Raw genomic sequence first — 18,850 nt, forward strand, 5'->3', positions numbered from 1 at the left:
GCACACTCCTTATGACGGGCGCACTATATCACAAAGGATTTGAAACTGTTAACCGCCTGTCGACAGGAAATCCACAACCAGTTTGTTGAACAAAACCGGCTTTTCCGCGTGCAGCCAGTGACCGGTACCGGCGATGACCCGGGCCTTGGCGGCGGGGAATTGCGCCATCACCGTCTCGGTATGCGCGGGCAGCATGTAGTCGGAATCCCCCCCCTTGATGAAGAGAGCTGGGCCCTCGAAACGGCTCTGTGCATCGGGCCAGCCCATGATGTCGGCGTAGTTGCGCTCAAGGGCCGGGACGTTGAAACGCCAGCCCCAGCCGTGCCCGGTTTTGGCAAACGACTTGAGCAGGAATTGGCGCACGCCGGCGATCTCGATGTGCTGTGCCAGGATGGCTTCCGCCTCGCTGCGGCTTTGCGGAGCCTGTTCGAGGGTGGCGTTGAGACCGGCGAACACATTCTGGTGGCGGGCGTGGGGGTAGGCGACCGGCGCGATATCGGCCACCACCAGCTTGGCAACGCGCGTTGGCGCGAGCTTGGCCAGCTGCATGCCCACCTTGCCCCCCATGGAGTGACCCACGATGGCCACCTGCTCAAGCCCGAGCCGATCCAGCAGGGCGAGCAGATCGGCGGCCTGGGCCGGGTAGCTCATCTCGTCGGAGTGAAAGGAGGCGCCGTGGTTGCGCAGATCGACGCTGATGACCCGGTATTGTTCGCTCAGCGGGCGCGCCAGCAGGCCGAGGTTGTCCAGGCTGCCGAACAGCCCGTGGATCAGCACGACGGGTTGGCCCTGACCCTGCTCCTTGAAGTTCAATAATGGGTTTTGTTGCAAAATGACACCTTGTCGGTCGTGAGTGCGTTGCTCGTTGTGGTTTAACACACTGGAAAGAAAAGGATTTCACTCATTGCGGAGCAAAAAAGTGTGGTTTTTTTTCTAAAAAAAGTCTGCCAGATCGGCTATCAGTGCGACGGATCACACACTTGGCCCGCTATTATGCCGTATTCTCGATGAGATTCATGCACATCTGTCCGCCCCTTGCTTGGGCTGCCGGGTTTGCCTATGTATAATCGCCGCATCCGAATTTCGACGAGTCCAGCGCATCCCTATGAAAACCATCGAGCTTGATGACGATCTCTACTTCTATATCGCCAGCCAGACCCGGCACATCGGCGAGAGTGCCTCCGATATCCTGCGCCGCCTGCTGGAACAGCCCGCCAATCAGGCTGCGCCGGTGGCCGAGCCGGTGACGACGGCCCAGCCGCACGCCGTGGCCGATGCCATGGGGCTGGAGGCGCTGCTCGATTCTGGCGAGCTGCAAAAAGAAGAGAAGTCCATCAACCGCTTCATGCAGGTGCTCAGTACCCTCTACCGGGATGACCCGGTCGGGTTTACCCAGGCCACCGAAATCAAGGGGCGCAAGCGCGTCTATTTCTCGCGGGATCCCGATGCCCTGCGCGCCAGCGGCAGCACCACCAAGCCCAAGCCGGTGCCACAAACCCCGTTCTGGGTGATCACCAATACCAATACCAGTCGCAAACAGAACATGGTGGCCCAGCTGATGACCAGCATGGGGTATGGCGACGAGGTGATCGCCCGGGTGTGCGGCGCAATTTAACGCTTCATCAGACTCAGGCCTTGCCGGGCAAGGCCGCCATCAAGCAAGGACAACGCCATGGCACAGCATTCCCACGCCGGTCAGCCGGCCCGTTTGAGCGACCTGACCAACATCCCCCGTCTGGTCAGCGCCTACTACCTCAACAAGCCCGACATGAGCCGCCCCGAGCAGCGGGTTGCCTTCGGCACCTCCGGCCACCGCGGCAGCGCCCTGCACAACGCCTTCACCGAATCCCACATCCTGGCGGTGACCCAGGCGCTGGTGGAGTATCGCCAGCAGGCCGGCATCACGGGCCCGCTGTTTGTCGGCATGGATACCCACGCCCTGTCTGAATCCGCCTTTGCCAGCGCGGTGGAAGTGTTGGCGGCCAACGGCGTCGAGACCCGCATTCAGGCCGGTCTCGGCTTCACCCCGACCCCGGTCATCTCCCACGCCATTCTGCGCCACAACGCGGGCAAACCGGCGGCCTTGGCGGACGGCGTGGTGATCACCCCGTCCCACAACCCGCCGGAAGACGGTGGCTTCAAGTACAACCCGCCCCACGGCGGTCCCGCCGAGGGGGAGATCACCAAGTGGGTGGAGGATCGCGCCAACGCGATTCTGGAAGCGGGTCTGGCCGGCGTGAAACGGATGCCGTTCGCCGAGGCCCTCAAGAGCCCGTTCGTGGTCGAGTACGACTATGTCACTCCCTATGTGGATGACCTGAAGAACGTGCTGGACATGGATGCCATCAAGCAGGCCGGCATCAAGATCGGTGTCGATCCGCTGGGTGGCTCCGGCGTCGCCTACTGGGACGTCATCGCCAAGACCTATGGTCTGAACATTGAGGTGGTGAACTACAAGGTCGACCCGACCTTCTCCTTCATGACCCTGGATAAAGACGGCAAGATCCGGATGGACTGCTCCAGCCCGTTTGCCATGGCTAGCCTGATTGCCCTCAAGGACAAGTTCGACATCGCCCTTGGCAACGACCCTGACTACGACCGTCACGGCATCGTCACCAAGTCGGGCCTGATGAACCCGAACCACTATCTGGCGGTAGCGATCCAGTATCTGTTTACCCATCGTACCGGCTGGTCCAAAGAGTCTGCGGTCGGCAAGACGCTGGTCTCCTCGTCCATGATCGACCGGGTGGCCGGCGAGATTGGCCGTACCCTGAAAGAGGTGCCGGTCGGCTTCAAGTGGTTCGTGGATGGCCTCTACAGCGGTGAGTTCGGCTTTGGCGGTGAGGAGAGCGCGGGCGCCTCCTTCCTGCGCAAAGACGGCACCGTCTGGACCACCGACAAGGATGGCTTCATTCTGGCGCTGCTGGCGGCCGAGATCCTGGCGGTGACCGGCAAGGATCCGCAGGCTCACTACGACGCACTGGAAGCCAAGTTTGGCCGCTCCAGCTATCGTCGCATCGACGCCCCGGCCAACAGCGCCCAGAAGGCGGTGCTCTCCAAGCTGGATCCGGCGCTGGTGGAAGCCTCCACCCTGGCCGGTGAGCCCATCATCGCCAAGCTGACCAAGGCGCCGGGCAACGATGCTGCCATCGGCGGCCTCAAGGTGGTGACCGAGAACGGCTGGTTCGCGGCGCGCCCCTCCGGCACCGAGTCCATCTACAAGATCTACATGGAGAGCTTCAAGGGCGAGGCGCACCTGGACCTCATCCAGCAGGAAGCCCAGCAGATCGTCTCCGCCGCCCTGGCCAAGGCCGGGGTCTGAGTTCGACTCAAGCACCCGCGGAATGTGAAAGAGGAGCCTTGATGGCTCCTCTTTTTTATTGCGCTTGAGTTGGAGGCGTTGTGCTCACGGCCTGCCGCACTGGCCGGTGCTTGCCCGGCGGGCCTGCCAGCGTTTGAAGAAGGGGCGGGCCGGCAGCTTCATCAGGAACAGGGAGAGCAGGATCACCCCGATGCCGAGCCATTGGCGAGCATCCAGCGTTTCCCCCACCATCAGCACACCGCAGGAGACCGCCACCATGGGGTTGGTGAGGGCCAGCATGCCCATCACCTCCGGGCCGTGGCGCTTTAGCCCCCACAGCCAGGCCCAGTAGGCCAGCGCCGTGTTGAGCAGGATCAGCCAGAGCAGGCCGGGAGCGCTTGCCGACTGCGGCAGCGGCATGGGGCCGGCCAGCCACCAGGCGAGCGGGATCAGCATCAGGCCGCCCAGCAGCAGCTGCCAGGCGGTCAGCGCCAGCAGATCGCTGACCGGCCAGCGCTGCATCCAGCGGCTCGACTGGCCGATGAGCAGGGTAGCCAGCAGGGCGCAGGTGACGCCGACAGGATCCAGATTGGCGGAAGGGTTGAGCAGCAGCAAGACTCCACCCAGCCCCATCAGGCCCAGCAGCAGCCATTTCAGGGACGGTCTGACGCCATCCTGCAGCCAGGCCAGCAACATCAGGATCAGCGGCAGAGTGGCACCCAGGGTACCCGCCACGGCCCCTGGCAGCCGGAAGGCGGCCACGAACAACAGAGCAAAAAACGCGGCGATGTTGCAAAACGCCAGCAGACACTGTTTGCCCCAGGGCAGGGGCGGCAGACGCGGGCGTACCAGCAACAGGAGCAACCCGGCCGGCAACGCCCGCCACACCGCCACCCAGTAGGGGGAGTAGTCGGTCAGAGAGAGGCTGACGACGGCATAGGTGCTGCCCCAGAGCAGGGGGGCCAGCAGGGCGATCAGCATGGGCATGAACTTGTCTCTTTATAAAGTATCTTTAAGTGAAGATAAATTAGCCTCAAATTGGTTTACCATCAAGTATCTCGATAAAAAGATAAGTGGCCGAAGATGGAATCAGATCATGTAGACCTGCTGCTGGCCCAGTGGGCTCGGCAGCGACCGGATCTCGACTGCTCTCCCATGGGGGTGCTGGGACGGGTGGCGCGAATGGCGGCGATCGCCGGACGGGAGGTGAGCGAGGAGCTCAAGGAGTGCGGCCTGCTTGGCAGCGACTTCGACATTCTGGCGACCCTGCGCCGGGCCGGCGAACCGCTCACCCCGACCGTGCTCTATCAATCCGCCATGTTGAGCTCGGGGGCCATGACCGCCCGCCTCGACAAACTGGCAGAGCGGGGCTTGATCGAACGCCAGGCGGCCCCGAGCGATCGGCGCAGCCTGCTGGTCTGTTTGACCGACGCGGGACGGGAGTTGGTTGACCGGGCGGTGGAGCGGCACGTGGCCAACGAGCGGCGTCTGCTGGCGCCATTGACCCTGGCCGAGCAGGAACAGCTGGCCGCCCTGCTCAAACGCTGGCTGCTGGAAAACGAGTGAACCCCGCAGCCGGGTGAACTGTCGTCATGCGTCCGCAGACAGGATGGCCTGCATCTGGGCCAGCACTGCGTTCACCTTGGCTGCGGGCGGATGGGTGCGGCCCAGCACACGCAATCCCCACACCATGGTCATCAGCAAGGCGGCGGTGGCGTCGATGTCGCGCCCGGCGGCCAGCTCCCCTGCCGCCTGCGGCTGGCGCAGGGCTGCACTGACCCGCAGCTCGACCTCGGCGAGGTGGCTGCTGGCGGTCTCCTGAATGAGCGGGTGGTGGCGGCCGATCTCCAGCAAGGTGTTGACCAGCAGGCAGCCACGGTGTGCCTCGCTGGCGATGGCATCCCGGGCCACAGCATCGAGCAGGGCCTGCACGCCCGCCAGGGGGGAGTCAGCCGAGCCCAGGATCTGCTCGATCTGCGCCAGGCTCTGCGCCGAATAGCGCTGCAGCACCTCCATGAACAACCCCTCCTTGGAGCTGAAGGCGCCGTACAGGCTGCTGGGCTTGAGTCCCATCCGTTCGACCAGCGCGGCAATGCCGGTGTTGCTGAAGCCGGTATCCCAGAAGGCGTTGAGGGCGATTTCCAGTACCTGTTCTCTGTCAAATGATGCGGGTCTTGCCATCTCGATTCCTGCCTTGTGAAACGTTATTTTGGAGTGATCGCTAAAAAACAACTTGACCATGGAGCTTGGTCCGCCTGATATTGTAGCGACCACTACAAAAAGGATGGTCATGATGCACACACTCGAGCAAAAAATCAAAGCGTACGATGAGCAGAAGCAGCGCCAGGTACCGGCCCCGGTACTGGCCCTGATGGAGGAGGCGACCCGCAGCCTGCAGAAAAGCGGGCTGGAGCAGGCTGCGCTGGGGCGCGGAGAGCGGATGCCCGACTTCGCCCTGCCGGATCAGCACGGGGTGGTGCGCCCGCTCTCCCACTATCTGGCGGAGGGGCCTGTGCTGCTCAACGTCTATCGCGGTGGCTGGTGCCCCTACTGCAACATGGAGATGCAGGCGCTCAACGCCGTGTTGCCGGCGCTGCGCGAGCGCGGCGTGAACCTCATCGGCATGACGCCGGAAACCCCCAGTTCGGCGCAGGATACCCTCACCGCCAACGGGCTGGCGATCACCGTGCTGAGTGACGAGGGCAACCGGGTCTCGGCAGCGCTGGGGCTGGTGTTCGAACTGCCGGAGGCGCTCAGGCCCATCTATGCCGGCTTTGGCATCGACATCCCGGCGAGCAACGGCGACGAGAGTTTTACTCTGCCGGTGCCGGCCAGCTACATCATCGGCCAGGACCGCACCGTGCTCTACCACTTCATCAACGCCGATTACACCCGTCGGGTCGAGCCGGCCGCCCTGCTTGCCGAGCTGGATCGTCTGGCGAAGGCGGGGGCGCTGTAAACGCACACTGCGCCCGAAGGCGCAGTGTGGATGGTTGGCGAGGCGGCCCCGAGGGCCGCCTTTTTTATCCGGCCGGCTCAGTAACCGCCGCGGGCATCCTTCACTGCCAATCCCAGCTGCCACACCGCCATGGCGTAGTGGGTGCTGTGGTTGTAGCGGGTGATGGTGTAGAAGTTGGGCAGGCCGTACCAGTACTGATAGCCGGTGCCCACATCCAGGCGCAGCAGGCTCGCCTCGCTGTGGTTGCCGAGGGTGCTGGTGGGGGTCAGCCCGGCGCGGCGCAGGGAGGCGACCGGGTAGCGGGTCTGGAAACCGTGCTCGTAGCCGGGCAGCTGGCCCTGACCGCGCACCGCCACCGGTTGCCCTTTCTCCCAGCCGTGGGCCTTGAAGTAGTTGGCCACGCTGCCGATGGCATCCACCGGATCCCACAGGTTGGTGTGGCCGTTGCCGTTGAAGTCCACCGCGTAGCGCTGGAAGCTGGAGGGCATGAACTGGCCGTAACCCATGGCGCCGGCGTAGGAGCCCTTGGGTTCGGTGGGATCCATCCCCTCGTCGCGGGTCATCACCAGGAAGGATTCCAGCTCGCTGGTGAAGAACTCGGCCCGGCGCGGGTAGTCGAACGCCAGGGTCGCCAACGCGTCCAGGATGCGGGTCTTGCCCATCACCCGGCCCCAGCGGGTCTCCACGCCGATGATGCCGACGATGATCTCCGGCGGCACCCCATACACCTGCTGGGCACGGTTGAGCTCGTTCTCGTACTCACGCCAGAAGCTGACGCCGTTCTGTACGTTGTCCGGGGTGATGAACTTGGCGCGGTAGCGATTCCAGGCGCCGGTCGGGCCGGTGGGGGGCGTGGTGGTGGGGGCCTGGGCATCCATCAGGCGGATGATCCAGTCATAGCGCTCGGCCTGGGCCAGCACCCGGTGCAGCTCGGCGCCGTCGAAGCCGTGCTTTTGCACCATCCGCTGTACGAAGTTGTCCACGTTGGCGCGATTGGCGAAGTCCCCCTTGCTGACACCCGGCTGGCTCACCTGCCCGTAGAAGGGTTTGCTCGGCGGCGTCTGGTTGATGAAGGCGCTGTTGGGCTGGGGCTTGACCACGGGCTTGGCAGCCGGCGTGCTGCTGCAGCCATAGAGCATGGGAAACAGGGAGAGGGTGAGCACGGAGACAAGGCGACGCATAAGGTTCTCATGAGCCTGAAAAAGAGTGCCGCCATGGTAAAACATTGTCGTCCATGCGCAAGTGTTCCGTAGCGGGCCCTTCCCGCCGCCCTGCCTCAGCGCAGGGTGTGGTAACCGCTCCAGAGCCGGGTCAGGGTGGTGATGGCGCAGAGCAGGGCAAAGCCGTAGGCGAGCGGGGCGAAGGCGGCGGGCCACAGGCACATCAGCACGAACAGGGCGATGGTCTCGCTCCCCTCGGTGAGGCCGCCCAGATAGTAGAGGGACTTGTGGTGGTAGACCGGATTGTCGATGCCCCGCTTGCCCGCCATGATGGCAAACGCCAGAAAGCTCGAGCCGGTGCCCATGAAGGCAAACAGCAGGGTAGCGGCGGGCAGCGCATTGGCGGGGACGGCGAGGGCAAAGCCCAGCACCACGGCGGCGTAGAAGATAAAGTCGAGCGTGATGTCGAGAAAGCCGCCGCAGTCGGTGATGCCGGTTTCCCGCGCCACGGCGCCGTCGAGCCCATCCAGCAGCCGGTTGAACAGGATGGCCGCCAGCGCCCACTGATAGCAGCCAAAGGCCAGCAGCGGCAGCGCCAGCATGCCGATGGCAAAGCCGGTGAGGCTTATCTGATTGGCGCTGATCCCGGCGCGGCAGAGCGGTCTGGCGAGCCGGGTGAGGGGGCTGCGGATAACGGGGATCAGGTGGCGGTCAAACAAGGTGAACTCCTCGGTCAAAAACGGGATTCGGTGAGCTGGAGTATGGTGCCCGGCGCGTCGTCTTCGTCGTGGGTCACCAGAATGGCGGGGATGGCCAGTGCCTTGATCTGCGCGAACACCAGTTCGCGAAAGGCGGCCCGCAGCGGCTTGTCGAGGCGGGAGAAGGGCTCGTCCAACAACAATGCCTCGGGCTCGGCCAAGAGGGCCCGCAGCAGACTGACGCGGGCCTTCTGGCCGCCGGAGAGCGCCCCCGGCAGCTTGTCCGCCTGACTGGTCAGATCCACCTGCGCCAGCGCCGCCACCGCCTTTTCCCGCCTCGCCCGATGCCCTTTCACGCTGGCCGGCATGCCGAACATCAGGTTCTCGGCCACCGTCAGATGGGCGAACAACAGATCATCCTGAAACAGCATGCCGATGCGGCGCGCCTGGGGCGGTAGCTGGGTGAGCCGCCGTGCGCCGAGAGCCACGTCCCCCTCCAGCCTAAGCGGGCCGCTTGCGGGCAGCACCCCCGCCAGCGCCGCCAACAGCGAGCTCTTGCCACAGCCACTGGGGCCCATCAGGGTCAATACCTCGCCCGGTGCCACCTGCAGGGCGGGCAGCGAGAGCAGCAAGTTTTCCTCCAGATAGAGGCGAAGGGGCGTAGTGCTCAGCATATGGCTATTTCCATCATGAGAGTTCATCGTGAGCCGCCCCCCTTGAGCGCCGGGTTGAGTCGGGCCGGCAGCCAGAGCGCCAGCAGATAGATAACGAGCGGCAACAAGAGTTGCAGCAGGCCGTAGAGGCCCGCCAGCCGCCGGTTGAGGCCGCTGCCGATGGCCACCGCCTCGGTGGTGATGGTGACCACCCGGCCGGCGCCAAACAGCAGGGTCGGCAGGTATTGGGCCAGGCTCACCGCGGCCCCGACGCCGAAGGCAAACAGCAGCGGACGGGCCAGCAGCGGTCCTTTCACCTGCCACCAGGCTCGCCACGGGGTTGCCCCCAGCAGCAGGGCACTCTGGGTGATCCGCGCGTCGAACTGGCGATAGGGGCCGTGCAGGCACAAATAAACGTAGGGGAAGACAAACAGCAGTTGGCTCCAGAGCACCCAGCCCCAGCCGATGCCATCGCCCCCCCACCGGAGGCTGAGCCAGTCCACCCCGAGGCGAATGCCAAACAGCAGGCTGGCCTGCGGCAGCAGCAGTGGCAGGCTGATGAGCCAGAGCGGCCAGGGGCGGCGGCCGACCTGCGCCTCCAGACTCAGCACCGCCATCCCCAGCGCTATCGCCCCGCTCGCCAGCGCCAGCAGCATGCTGGTGGTCAGCAGCGGCGACAGGGTCGGCAGCAGTTCGAGCCAATAGCGGCCGCTCCACTGGCTCGGCCAGAGGGCGGGAAAGGGCCAGCGCCGGGCCAGTGACCAGAGCAGCAAGGCCCCCAGCACCGCCAGATTGAGGACGATCAGGGTCGCCACGCTGCCGGTGGCAAGGGTGCGGCCAAGAGCGCTTGGGTTTGCTCGCCGGCCATCGAGCCAGCCGGGTTTGCCAAGGGCTCGATGGGCCAGCTCCAGCAGCCGCAACAGGGCCAGCAGCAGCCCTGTGATGGCGAGCAGCAGCAGGGCGCCGCTGGCGGTGGCGCCGCGCCAGACCAGATCCGGGTCCTGATACCAGAGCCACAGGCGGACGGCCAGCGGGGCGGGGGCATCGGGTCCGAGCAGTTGGGCCAGATCCACCACCGCCACCCCGTAGGCGGCCACCGCATAGAGGGGCAGGCGCAGGGCGGGCCACAGCGCCGGCAGCAGCAGGCGCCACCAGATCTGGGGGGCGCTAAAGCCAAGGCAGGCCCCCAACCACTGCTGGCGCGCCACCCTGGCGGGGTCTTGCGCACCGAGCGTCATCAGCAGCAGGAAGGGGGTCTCCTTGAGGGTCAAGGCGAGAATGAGCCCAAGTCCGGCGGGATCGCGCAGGGTCTGCCAGTCGGGGGGCAGTTCAAATCCGGTGAGGGTCGGCGAGAGCAGGCGCAGCAACCAGCCGGAGGGGGCGAGCAGAAAGGCAAAGCCGATGGCAAAGGCCACGTGGGGCAGCGCCAGCAAGGGCGAGAGCAACCGGCGCAGCCAGCAGAAGGCCCGGCTGTCACTGTGGGCCAGCAGCAGGGCGGTCAGCAGCAGGCTGGTCAGGGTCGAGGTGGCGCCAATCCACAGGCTCAGCAGTGCCGAGTGCCACAGGCCCGGTTGGGCCAGCAGCAATTGCAGATGGGGTCGGGTCAATCCCTCAGCCAGCAGCAGCCAGCCCCCCGCCAGCAGCGGAAGGCCAAAAACCAGGGCGCACCCGGCGGTGAACAGGGGGCGCCAACCGAGGGAATCGTAGCCAAACCGGCTCATCAGTGGCCGTAGCGCTCGGCCCAGGCCGCTTCGAGCCTGAGCTGCCAGCTGGGGTGAGGTTCGGCCACCGATTTGAAGCGCAGCGCCGGCACCGGCGGCTGGGTGGCGGGCAGGGCATCGGCCCGCAGTACGCTGGGATCGCCCCAGAAGGCGGGCTCGGCCTTGCGCGCCTGGGCGGCGGGGCTCAGCAGGAAGTTGGCCACTACCTTGGCGCCGGCGCGGGCGTTGGCGTTGAAGGGGATGGCGAGGAAGTGGCTGTTGGTGAGCGCCCCTTTCGCCATGGCCACCGCCATCACGCTGGGGGGCAGGGTGCCGTTTTGCACCGCGCTCTGCGCCTCTTGCGGGTTGAAGCTGATGGCCATCGCCAGCTCGCCATCATCGAGCAGCTGGCGGGTTTCGGCAGCGCTGGCCGGAAACAGTTTGCCCTTGCGCCAGAGCATCGGGTGCAACTCATCCAGCCAGGCCCAGAGCGGGGCGGTAACCCTGGCAAAATCGCTCTCGGTCGCCTCCCGATAGAGGGGGGCGGGGTCCGGCGTCAGCTCCAGCAAGATCTGCTTGAGGAAGCTGGAGCCGTGAAACTGGGGCGGCTTGGGATAGGTGAAGCGGCCGGGGTGGGCCTTGGTCCAGGCGAGCAGGGCCGCCGCCGAGGTGGGCAACTGTTTGACCTCTTCGCCGTTGACCATCAGGTTGAGCTGGCCGATGCCCCAGGGGGCTTCCAGTCCCTCCACCGGCACGGTGAAGTCCTCACTCACCGGCAGGCTGTTGTCTACCAGTGCCATGTTGGGCAGCTCACGGGTAAAGGGGGCGCCGAGCAGCCCCTGCTCCTTGAGCGCCTTGAAGTTCTCGCCGTTGACCCAGAGCAGGTCGATGGGGCCGCCACTGCGCTTGCCCGCCTGCTTGTTGGCCAGCAGCTGGCTGACGCTCTGGGCGATGTCGTCCACCTTCACCTGCACCAGTTTGACCTGGTATTCGCGCGCCAGCTCCTGGCCGGCCCACACCAGATAGGCGTTGATCTCCGGGCTGCCGCCCCAGGCGTTGAAGTAGACGGTCTGCCCCTTGGCCTCCTCGAGGGTCTGCTGCCACTGCGGGTTGTCGGCGGCGTAGGACTGGGTGAAGAGAAGGCTGCCTGCCAGCAGAGGCAGGGTGCGCAACAGTTGTTTGAACGAGGGCAATGAGTGTCGCATCTGGGTTACCTGGAGTTGGGTCAGGCGCCGCGGCGCCAGCGGTGATAACGGGTCAGCAGCGCCAGCAGGGTAGCGGGCTGACGGGCCCGTCGCCACTCGCCCGCCAGATACTTGTTCCCCTCCATCAGGGTGGGGTAGGCGTGAATGGTGGCGAGGATCTTGCCAAGCCCCAGTCGGTGGCGCATGGCGAGCACGAATTCGGCGATCCGCTCGCCTGCGTGAGTGCCCACCAGGGTGGCTCCCAGGATCTGATCCTTGCCGGGCACGGTGAGCACCTCGATAAAGCCCTGACGCTCACCGTCGGCGATGGCCCTGTCCAGCTCGGCCAGCTCGAAGCGGGTCAGCTCGAAGGGGATGCCATGCGCCCTGGCCTCTTTCTGATTGAGGCCGACCCGGGCGATTTCTGGCGTGGTGTAGATGGCGGCCGGCATGACCCGATAGTCGGCCCGAAAGCGCTTGAACGGGCTGAACAGGGCATTGATTGCGGCGTACCAGCCCTGATGGGCGGCGGCATGGGTGAGCTGGTAAGGGCCCGCTACGTCCCCCACCGCCAGAATGCTGGGGTAGTTGGTAGCGAGGAAGCCATCGACCGCCACAGTGCCGCGCGGCGTCAGCTCCACCCCCAGCGCTTCGAGTCCGAAGCCGCTGACGTTGGCGACCCGGCCCAGCGCCAGCAGCAGTTGATCCCCTGCAATGATTTGCGTCTCGTCGCCCCGGCACAGTTGCAGCCGGATGGGCAGATGTTCCTCAGCCGCAGGCAGATAGTCGGCTCGCTCGGCGCACCAGCCGGTGAGCACCCGCACGCCATCGCGGGCCAGCTGTTCCGCCAGCAGCTCGGCCACTTCCCGCTCTTCACGGGGCAGCAGCTGATCCGAGAGCTCCACCAGGGTAACGGGCACCCCAAGCAGGGCGAAACTCTGGGCCAGCTCGCAGCCGATGGGGCCGCCGCCCAATACCAGCAGCTGGCGCGGCGCGGTGCGCAGTTGCCAGAGGGTGTCGGAGGTGAGCCAAGGCACCTGCTCAAGGCCCGGCAGCGTGGGCACCAGCGGCCGGGCGCCGGTGGCGAGCACGATATGGCGGCTGGCAAGGCGCTGGCCGTTCACCTCCACCTCCCAGGGGGAGACCAGCCGCGCCTCCCCTTCGATACATTCCACCCCCAGCCCCTGATAGCGCTCGATGGAGTCGTGGGGTTCGACCTCCTTGATGACGCGGGCGACCCGCTCCATCACGGCGGCGAAATCGGCGCAGGTCTGGCTTGGGCCAAAGCCGAGTTCACTGGCCCGACGCTGCTCGGCGGCAAAGCGGGCGCTTCGGATCAGCGCCTTGGAGGGGACGCAGCCGCTGTTGAGGCAATCGCCCCCCATCTTGTGCTTCTCGATGAGCGCTACCTTGGCCTTCACCGCCGCAGCGATATAGCTGGTCACGAGGCCGCCGGCCCCGGCACCAATCACCAGCAGGTTGTAGTCATAGTGTTTTGGCTTGCGGTAGGGGGCGTGCAGCCGATGTAGGGCGAGGCGCCGCTGCAAACCCTTGAGCAGCATCGGCATCAGCCCGAGCAGGGTCAGCGCCACCATCAGACCGGGGGAGAGGATATTGCCGGTGCTGGTGAGGTTGGCGAGCTCGCTGCCCGCCAGCACGTAGACGAAGGTGCCGGGCAGCATGCCAAGCTGGCTCACCCAGTAGTAGGTGCTGACTCTGATAGGAGTGAGCCCCATCAGCAGGTTGACCAGAAAGAAGGGGAAGATGGGGATGAGGCGCAGGCTCAGCAGATAAAGCGCCCCCTCTTTCTTCATGCCGGCCTGCAAGCTGGCCAGCTTGTCGCCAAAGCGCCGCTCGACCCCGTCGCGCAGCAGAAAGCGGGCGCTGAGAAAGGCCAGGGTCGCGCCAATGCTGCTGGCAAAGGAGACCAGCAGCAGTCCCCAGGCAACGCCGAACACGGCGCTGCCTGCCAGGGTGAGCAGGCTGGCGCCGGGCAGGGAGAGGGCGGTGCTCACCACGTAGACGGCGACGAACAGCAGGGCGGCGCTGACGAAATGGCGGTCGACCAGGGCGGCCAGCTCGGCCTGACGGGCCTGCAGCTGGGGCAGGCTCAGGTAGTGACCAAGGTCGAAGGCGAAAAAGGCGCCGATGAGGCAGCCCATCACCAGCACCAGCAGCAGGCGGGAGCCGCTCATCAGGCGTCCTTGTTATCCGGTTGGGTTGGCCGCTCGGGCTGCACCGGCAGTTGGCAGAAGCCCTGCGGGGCGATATCGAGGGCGGCGTTGAACTTGGCCGACATGTTCTGGAAGGCGATGAGGCCGGTGAGCTCGACCATGGCATCGTCGTCGAACCAGGGCTTGAGGCGGGCGGCCTGCTCATCGCTGACTCCATCGAGGCCGGTCATCGCCTCTGTGTAGTCGAGCACCGCTTTCTCCTTCTCATCGAACAGTGGGCTTTCGCGCCAGTTGGCGAGCGCCTCCACCTTCTCGCTGGAGCCGGCTCTCTTTACCAGAGTCATGGCGTTGATGTCGACGCAAAAGCGGCACCAGTTGAGCTGGGAGACCCGCACCGTCACCAGGGAGCGCAGCACGGGGTCGATGGGGGAGCGCTTGCGGTTGATGACGCCATAGAGGGTGGCGACGGCGGCAAACAGGCGCGGCGAGCGGCCCCAGCACTTGCCCGGAATGAGCACCTGACCGTAGTTGCGCTGTTGCAGCCAGAAAAAGGGGCGGATGAACCAGGCATATTCCCGATCGGGCTTGACCTCGACGCGCATGGATGACCTTCTTATTGCTTCAAATTGGGTTTGTAGGCCTGACCCAGCCGCTCGTTGAGGCGGATCAGAAACTCCTCTATGCGGGCCCGGTTGGTGCCCAGGTCGCTCTGCCCCTGACGGGAGGCGGAGCGCATGTCGATGCGGGTCTCCTTGGGCCCGGCAAAGACCCGCAGCGCCACGTCATCCTGAAAACCGAACCAGCCGGTGGTGACCACCGCCTCGAGGCCATCCGGGCTTGGTCGTACCTGCCAGCCCAGCTCCTGCATCAGCTCCTCAGCCTCGATAACCACCTCTTCGGGGGCAGTATGGGTAAAGAGAGGACCGGGCTTGCCGTCAACTGCTTTCAAGGGGGCCGGATTAATCGGCAGATCCTGCGCCGTTCTGAGCTCGCTGGCCCAGCGCAACTGGGGCGGGTTGTTGGGATCCGTGCTCACATCGTTGACCAGCGGCGTGCGCAGCGCCTGTACCACGAAGGCGAGGGGCAACAGCAGGGGAACAGCGCCCCAGCCATTGGCGCAGCGATTGCGAGACCAGGGCAGGCGAGCCAGCAAGACGAGGGAGACGAGGGCCCCGAGCAGGCAGATGGCAAACCCCAGCCACCAGGGCCAGAGGTGAACACGGCTGCCGAGGGCGCCGGCGAGCGGCAGCAACCAGGCCAGAAGCGGCCACCACAAATATCTGGGCATAACGGGGATCCACTGGTTATGATGGACAAGTGCCCAGAAGGATAAACTTAATTGACTGATAACGTTAGTAAATTTATCTCAATCCTGCTGCTTTTCCCAAGCGTTCCGCTGTGGGCGGACAGCGCCGTGCTGGCGGCGGGGGACATGTGGCGCGCCGAAGCCGTCTACGAGACCCTGCCAGGGGTCAGCCGGGTGGAGCCGGGCTACGTCAGCCAGCTGGCGGCAACGGGGTCGAGCTGGCGGGAAGTACCGCCGCGGCGCCAGGCGGTGCGCATCGACTATGACCCGGTCAAGGTGGGGTATGGCGATCTGCTCAACGTGTTCTGGCAGCTGGTGGATGGGCGCGATGGCGACGGCCAGTATTGCAACCGAGGGCTGGCATTTGCGCCGGCCCTGCTGCCGAAGGATGACTATCAGTGGCGCTTGGCCCAGGTGAGCCTGACGCGCTGGCAGGCCTTGCACGGGCGGCCGAGCCGGGTTGCGCTCTGGCCGCAGAGCCGGTTCACCCCGGCGCCCGAGATGGAGGACTGGGCGGCGCGCCATCCCTGGCGTTTTGGCTTCTATGCCCGCCGCTGCGGTGGCTGGCCGGTGGAGCTGAACCTAGAACCCTGAACCGGGCCCTGAACTCAGCTGCGGTAGAGCACCTTGATGAGGTGAAAGCCGAACTTGGTGCGCACCGGGCCGAGCACGGTCAGCAGTTCGCCCTTGAACACGGCATCGTCAAACGCCTTGACCATGTCGCCTTTCGAAAACTCCCCCAGATCGCCGAAGCGCTTGCTGGAGGCGCAGGTGGAGAAGCGCTTGGCCATCTGGCCGAAGTCGGCTCCCTTGGCAATCTTCTCCTTGATCTCCAGACACTCTTTCTCGGTCTTGACCAGGATGTGCTGGGCACAGGCTTTTCTCATCGGGACGCTCCTCGGCGGTGGGCAAATCGGGGGCGCAAAGAGTACTCCAATTCCTGCCGCGCGTCAGCCGTCATGGCAAATTCAGCTGCGGGCACGGGCAGCAAGCCGGGTTCTGGGCCGTGCCTGCCAGAGGATCTCCAGCCCGAGCAGGGCATGCAGGCTCCAGATGGCCAGCGGATTGAGCCAGTTGCCCCCCAGTTGCAGGGTCGCCAAGGCGCTGCCCGCCAGCAGCAAGGTGACGCCCGGCAGGCGCCAATGGGTCGGCAGCGGTGCCAGCATGGCCATGCCCAGCAGGATGGCGAGCCCGAACGGTAAGTTCAGCGCGGTGAAGGCCAGCGCCTGCTGGCCGTTCATGCCGGTCAGCAGGGCCAGCAGGGCGCTGCAACAGGCGAGAAAGGTGATGAATTCGAGTCGGTCGGCGATGTAGTCCGCCATCTGTTCGCTGCGTGCGTGCATACGGTGTCTCCTCTGGTGGGATGCGAGCCTTGGTGCAATGACCCCAGTGTGGGCGAGAAGTGAGCAGGGGGGCAGCGGGATAAATCGATTGGGTTGAACGAGGCTTTGATTGCGTGATGGCAACTGCTTGATCCTGCAAGATAAAATGCACTAGATCTGCAGGAGCGGGGCAAGGCGGACGGCCCCGTGGTTGCGAGGATGCGGCTGGCGGGCCCGGCGAGAGAGACGATTGCCGCTATCTTGACCAGTTGCCGACAGCTGATGTCGCGCCCATCGGCCAACAAGGGGTGGCGCGATAGCGGGCCGGATGGGCTGGCAGGGGCCATATGGCATGGCCGTGCTGGTCATGGATTGCCCTTTTTGGCCCGCAGTGGCATAAGTCTGCGGGGGAAAGTGTGAAAAATGCACGGCCTACGTGGGCAAAGGCTTCAATAATATGGCGAAATTCGGTGTTACCCCGCTCTGATGTCGGGCCGGGGATATGCTAGGATGAGGCGCGTTTGCGATCGAGTGAGCCTCATATTCGTTCTGAATATCGCATTATTTTAATCATGTTCTTCGGGGAAATTGACGTTTGACAGGATGCAATCCGCCCCTGCCTGCAGGGATCTCACCGCCCGCACGGGCCTTTCGTCGTGGGCTTCGCGCGCTGGGACTGAGCCTCTGTCTGCTGCTGTTCGTCACGCCTGCCATGGCGGCCAAACTCACCTATCAGGTCAAGGGACTGAAGGGGGAGAACAAGGACAACGTCGAGGCCTACCTCAACGCCCTGCCGGTCTATCAGGAGCGCCAGTACCGTCCGGCCCGCGCCAAGATCACCGAGAGCGTGCAAAAGGCGCTGCAGGTCTATGGCTACTACCAGCCCAAGATCACCTTGAGCCGCGACAAGAAGGCGCCCGCCAAAGTGATCATCGAGGTGGAGCCGGGCAAGCCGGTCATCATCTCCCGTCTCGACATCCTGCTGGAAGGGGATGCCAGCAGCGACGAGCTCTACAGCGAGCTGTTGGACAAGCTGCCCCTGAAAGAGGGGGATCCCCTCAACCACGGCAAATACGAATCCATCAAGGCGGATCTGGGCAGTCTGGGGCTGGCGCGCGGCTACTTCGACGCCAAGATCAGCAAGAGCCAGGTCAAGGTGTTCCCGGATCAGGGCACCGCCGAGATCTACATCCTGTTTCGCTCCGGCCCGCGTTACCACTTCGGCGAGATCCACTACGACGCCACGCCGGAGGCGCTGCGCCTCATCCGCCCGCTCATCAACATCAAGAGCGGTGACCCCTATCTGGCGATCCGGCTGGCGGAGATGTCGCAGGATGTCTCCTCCACCAAGCTGTTCAAGCAGGTGGACATCAAGCCGCTCATCAGCCAGGCCGAGGGCAACCGGGTGCCGGTGCAGGTGACCCTCTCCAACCGGGTCGATCACGAGATTGAAACGGGTATCGGCTATGCCACCGACGTGGGGCCGCGCATGAGCGCCACCTGGGAGAAGCCCTGGGTCAACCGCTACGGTCACCGGCTCAACGCCACCGCCAAGGTCTCCCAGCCCGAGGCCGAGCTCAGCTTCGACTACCAGATCCCGGTGGGCAACCCGCTGCGGGACTACTACTCGCTGCAGGCCGGTTATCAATACAAGGACAACAACGATACCCGCTCCGACCTGACCACCCTCAGCGTGCACCGCTGGAAGCGGCGGCCGGAGAGCTGGGACCGGGACGTGTTCATCCGGCTGGAGAACGAGATCTATACCCAGGGCGCCGACGAGGGCAACAGCTTGCTGCTGATCCCCGGCGTCTCCTGGTCGCGGCTGCGGGTGCGCGGCGGCCTGGTGCCCGACTGGGGCGATCGCCAGCAGCTCACCCTGGAGTTTTCCGATCCCTACTGGGGCTCCGACATCAGCTTCGTGCGGGTGTGGGGGCGCAGCAAGTGGCTGCGTACCCTGGGGGAGGATCACCGCTTCCTGCTGCGGGCTGAACAGGGGGCCATCATAGGGGACAGCTTCTCGCTGGTGCCGCCCTCCCTGCGCTTCTTTACCGGTGGTGACCAGACGGTGCGCGGCTACGGCTACGAGACCATCTCGCCGCGCGGCAGCGACGGCAAGCTGCTGGGGGGCCGCTATGTGAGTGTCGCCAGTGCCGAATACAACTACCGCTTCAGTGACAAGTGGCTGGGGGCCCTGTTCGTGGACAGCGGTACCGCCACGGTCGACTACAGCGAGGCCTGGAAGATAGGCACCGGGGTCGGCGTGCGCTGGGTGACCCCCATCGGTCAGGTCAGGCTCGACCTGGCGGTGGGCATTTCCGAGCAGGAGAAGCCGCTGCGACTCCACTTCGCGCTGGGGCCTGAACTATGATCCGGCCGCTTTCCACTCCTCT

General features: G+C 65.1%; 19 protein-coding genes. 6 read left to right on the top strand and 13 right to left on the bottom strand.

Translation table 11 applies throughout. The features are described 5' to 3' along the window. Positions 1-48 precede the first annotated feature (48 nt). Positions 49-813 carry an alpha/beta fold hydrolase gene (locus tag R2E40_RS07555; RefSeq protein WP_318165540.1) on the bottom strand — a complete coding sequence of 255 codons (765 nt, stop codon included), beginning with the start codon at positions 811-813 and terminating at the stop codon, positions 49-51. Positions 814-1,105: 292 nt separating this feature from the next. Here R2E40_RS07555 and seqA point away from each other — a divergent pair, with 292 nt between their 5' ends. Both seqA and pgm read left to right on the top strand, forming a co-directional pair. Beyond that, positions 1,106-1,615 carry a replication initiation negative regulator SeqA gene (gene seqA, locus R2E40_RS07560; RefSeq protein ID WP_077095586.1) on the top strand — a complete coding sequence of 170 codons (510 nt, stop codon included), beginning with the start codon at positions 1,106-1,108 and terminating at the stop codon, positions 1,613-1,615. A gap of 57 nt (positions 1,616-1,672) precedes the next feature. Next, positions 1,673-3,322 carry a phosphoglucomutase (alpha-D-glucose-1,6-bisphosphate-dependent) gene (gene pgm, locus R2E40_RS07565; protein WP_318165137.1) on the top strand — a complete coding sequence of 550 codons (1,650 nt, stop codon included), beginning with the start codon at positions 1,673-1,675 and terminating at the stop codon, positions 3,320-3,322. A gap of 84 nt (positions 3,323-3,406) precedes the next feature. On the opposite strand, the gene R2E40_RS07570 is transcribed toward pgm, so the two are convergent. Further along, positions 3,407-4,288: a DMT family transporter gene (locus R2E40_RS07570; RefSeq protein ID WP_318165138.1), complete on the bottom strand. Its 882-nt coding sequence runs from the start codon at positions 4,286-4,288 to the stop codon at positions 3,407-3,409. A gap of 96 nt (positions 4,289-4,384) precedes the next feature. Here R2E40_RS07570 and R2E40_RS07575 point away from each other — a divergent pair, with 96 nt between their 5' ends. Further along, positions 4,385-4,867 (top strand): MarR family winged helix-turn-helix transcriptional regulator, encoded by a 483-nt coding sequence (locus R2E40_RS07575; protein WP_011705436.1) that lies wholly within the window; start codon positions 4,385-4,387, stop codon positions 4,865-4,867. Positions 4,868-4,891: 24 nt separating this feature from the next. Here R2E40_RS07575 and R2E40_RS07580 read toward each other — a convergent pair whose 3' ends face one another. Beyond that, a complete protein-coding gene (locus R2E40_RS07580) occupies positions 4,892-5,482 on the bottom strand; it encodes a TetR/AcrR family transcriptional regulator (RefSeq protein ID WP_318165139.1) in 591 nt (196 codons plus the stop codon). A gap of 112 nt (positions 5,483-5,594) precedes the next feature. Between R2E40_RS07580 and R2E40_RS07585 the strand changes: the two genes are divergently transcribed. After that, a complete protein-coding gene (locus R2E40_RS07585; RefSeq protein WP_318165541.1) occupies positions 5,595-6,260 on the top strand; it encodes a peroxiredoxin-like family protein in 666 nt (221 codons plus the stop codon). Between the two features lie 77 nt (positions 6,261-6,337). On the opposite strand, the gene mltB is transcribed toward R2E40_RS07585, so the two are convergent. From mltB to R2E40_RS07625, 8 genes are all read right to left on the bottom strand, one after another. Beyond that, entirely contained in the window at positions 6,338-7,441 is a 1,104-nt protein-coding gene (mltB, locus tag R2E40_RS07590) for a lytic murein transglycosylase B (protein ID WP_011705439.1), read from the bottom strand. Positions 7,442-7,536: 95 nt separating this feature from the next. Then, on the bottom strand, positions 7,537-8,139 hold the full coding sequence (locus R2E40_RS07595) for a CDP-alcohol phosphatidyltransferase family protein (RefSeq protein WP_318165140.1): 603 nt from the start codon (positions 8,137-8,139) through the stop codon (positions 7,537-7,539). A gap of 14 nt (positions 8,140-8,153) precedes the next feature. Continuing rightward, positions 8,154-8,792, bottom strand: coding sequence for an ATP-binding cassette domain-containing protein (locus tag R2E40_RS07600; RefSeq protein ID WP_318165141.1), 639 nt, complete (start codon positions 8,790-8,792; stop codon positions 8,154-8,156). Between the two features lie 23 nt (positions 8,793-8,815). Beyond that, positions 8,816-10,492 (bottom strand): ABC transporter permease, encoded by a 1,677-nt coding sequence (locus R2E40_RS07605; protein WP_318165142.1) that lies wholly within the window; start codon positions 10,490-10,492, stop codon positions 8,816-8,818. Further along, positions 10,492-11,676, bottom strand: a complete 1,185-nt coding sequence (locus R2E40_RS07610) for an ABC transporter substrate-binding protein (protein ID WP_318165143.1) — start codon at positions 11,674-11,676, stop codon at positions 10,492-10,494. The genes R2E40_RS07605 and R2E40_RS07610 overlap by 1 nt, the downstream gene beginning before the upstream one ends. A 20-nt stretch (positions 11,677-11,696) precedes the next feature. Further along, a complete protein-coding gene (locus R2E40_RS07615; RefSeq protein ID WP_318165144.1) occupies positions 11,697-13,850 on the bottom strand; it encodes an FAD-dependent oxidoreductase in 2,154 nt (717 codons plus the stop codon). Continuing rightward, positions 13,850-14,431: a carboxymuconolactone decarboxylase family protein gene (locus tag R2E40_RS07620; protein ID WP_318165145.1), complete on the bottom strand. Its 582-nt coding sequence runs from the start codon at positions 14,429-14,431 to the stop codon at positions 13,850-13,852. Before R2E40_RS07620 ends, R2E40_RS07615 begins: the two co-directional genes overlap by 1 nt. Positions 14,432-14,442: 11 nt before the next feature. Further along, complete coding sequence (locus R2E40_RS07625) at positions 14,443-15,117, bottom strand: DUF1499 domain-containing protein (RefSeq protein ID WP_318165146.1); 675 nt, start codon at positions 15,115-15,117, stop codon at positions 14,443-14,445. 51 nt (positions 15,118-15,168) lie between these two features. Between R2E40_RS07625 and R2E40_RS07630 the strand changes: the two genes are divergently transcribed. Beyond that, positions 15,169-15,729 carry a peptide-methionine (S)-S-oxide reductase gene (locus R2E40_RS07630; protein ID WP_318165147.1) on the top strand — a complete coding sequence of 187 codons (561 nt, stop codon included), beginning with the start codon at positions 15,169-15,171 and terminating at the stop codon, positions 15,727-15,729. Positions 15,730-15,743: 14 nt separating this feature from the next. Here R2E40_RS07630 and R2E40_RS07635 read toward each other — a convergent pair whose 3' ends face one another. Together R2E40_RS07635 and R2E40_RS07640 are read right to left on the bottom strand one after the other, a co-directional pair. Beyond that, entirely contained in the window at positions 15,744-16,022 is a 279-nt protein-coding gene (locus tag R2E40_RS07635) for a peptidylprolyl isomerase (RefSeq protein ID WP_024943795.1), read from the bottom strand. Between the two features lie 81 nt (positions 16,023-16,103). Further along, complete coding sequence (locus tag R2E40_RS07640; RefSeq protein WP_060388962.1) at positions 16,104-16,478, bottom strand: hypothetical protein; 375 nt, start codon at positions 16,476-16,478, stop codon at positions 16,104-16,106. Positions 16,479-17,052: 574 nt separating this feature from the next. On the opposite strand from R2E40_RS07640, the gene R2E40_RS07645 reads away from it, so the two are divergent. Beyond that, complete coding sequence (locus tag R2E40_RS07645; protein WP_372587765.1) at positions 17,053-18,828, top strand: autotransporter assembly complex protein TamA; 1,776 nt, start codon at positions 17,053-17,055, stop codon at positions 18,826-18,828. Positions 18,829-18,850 lie beyond the last annotated feature (22 nt).

This window comes from Aeromonas sp. CD (assembly GCF_033349375.1).
Taxonomy (GTDB): Bacteria; Pseudomonadota; Gammaproteobacteria; order Enterobacterales; family Aeromonadaceae; genus Aeromonas; species Aeromonas hydrophila.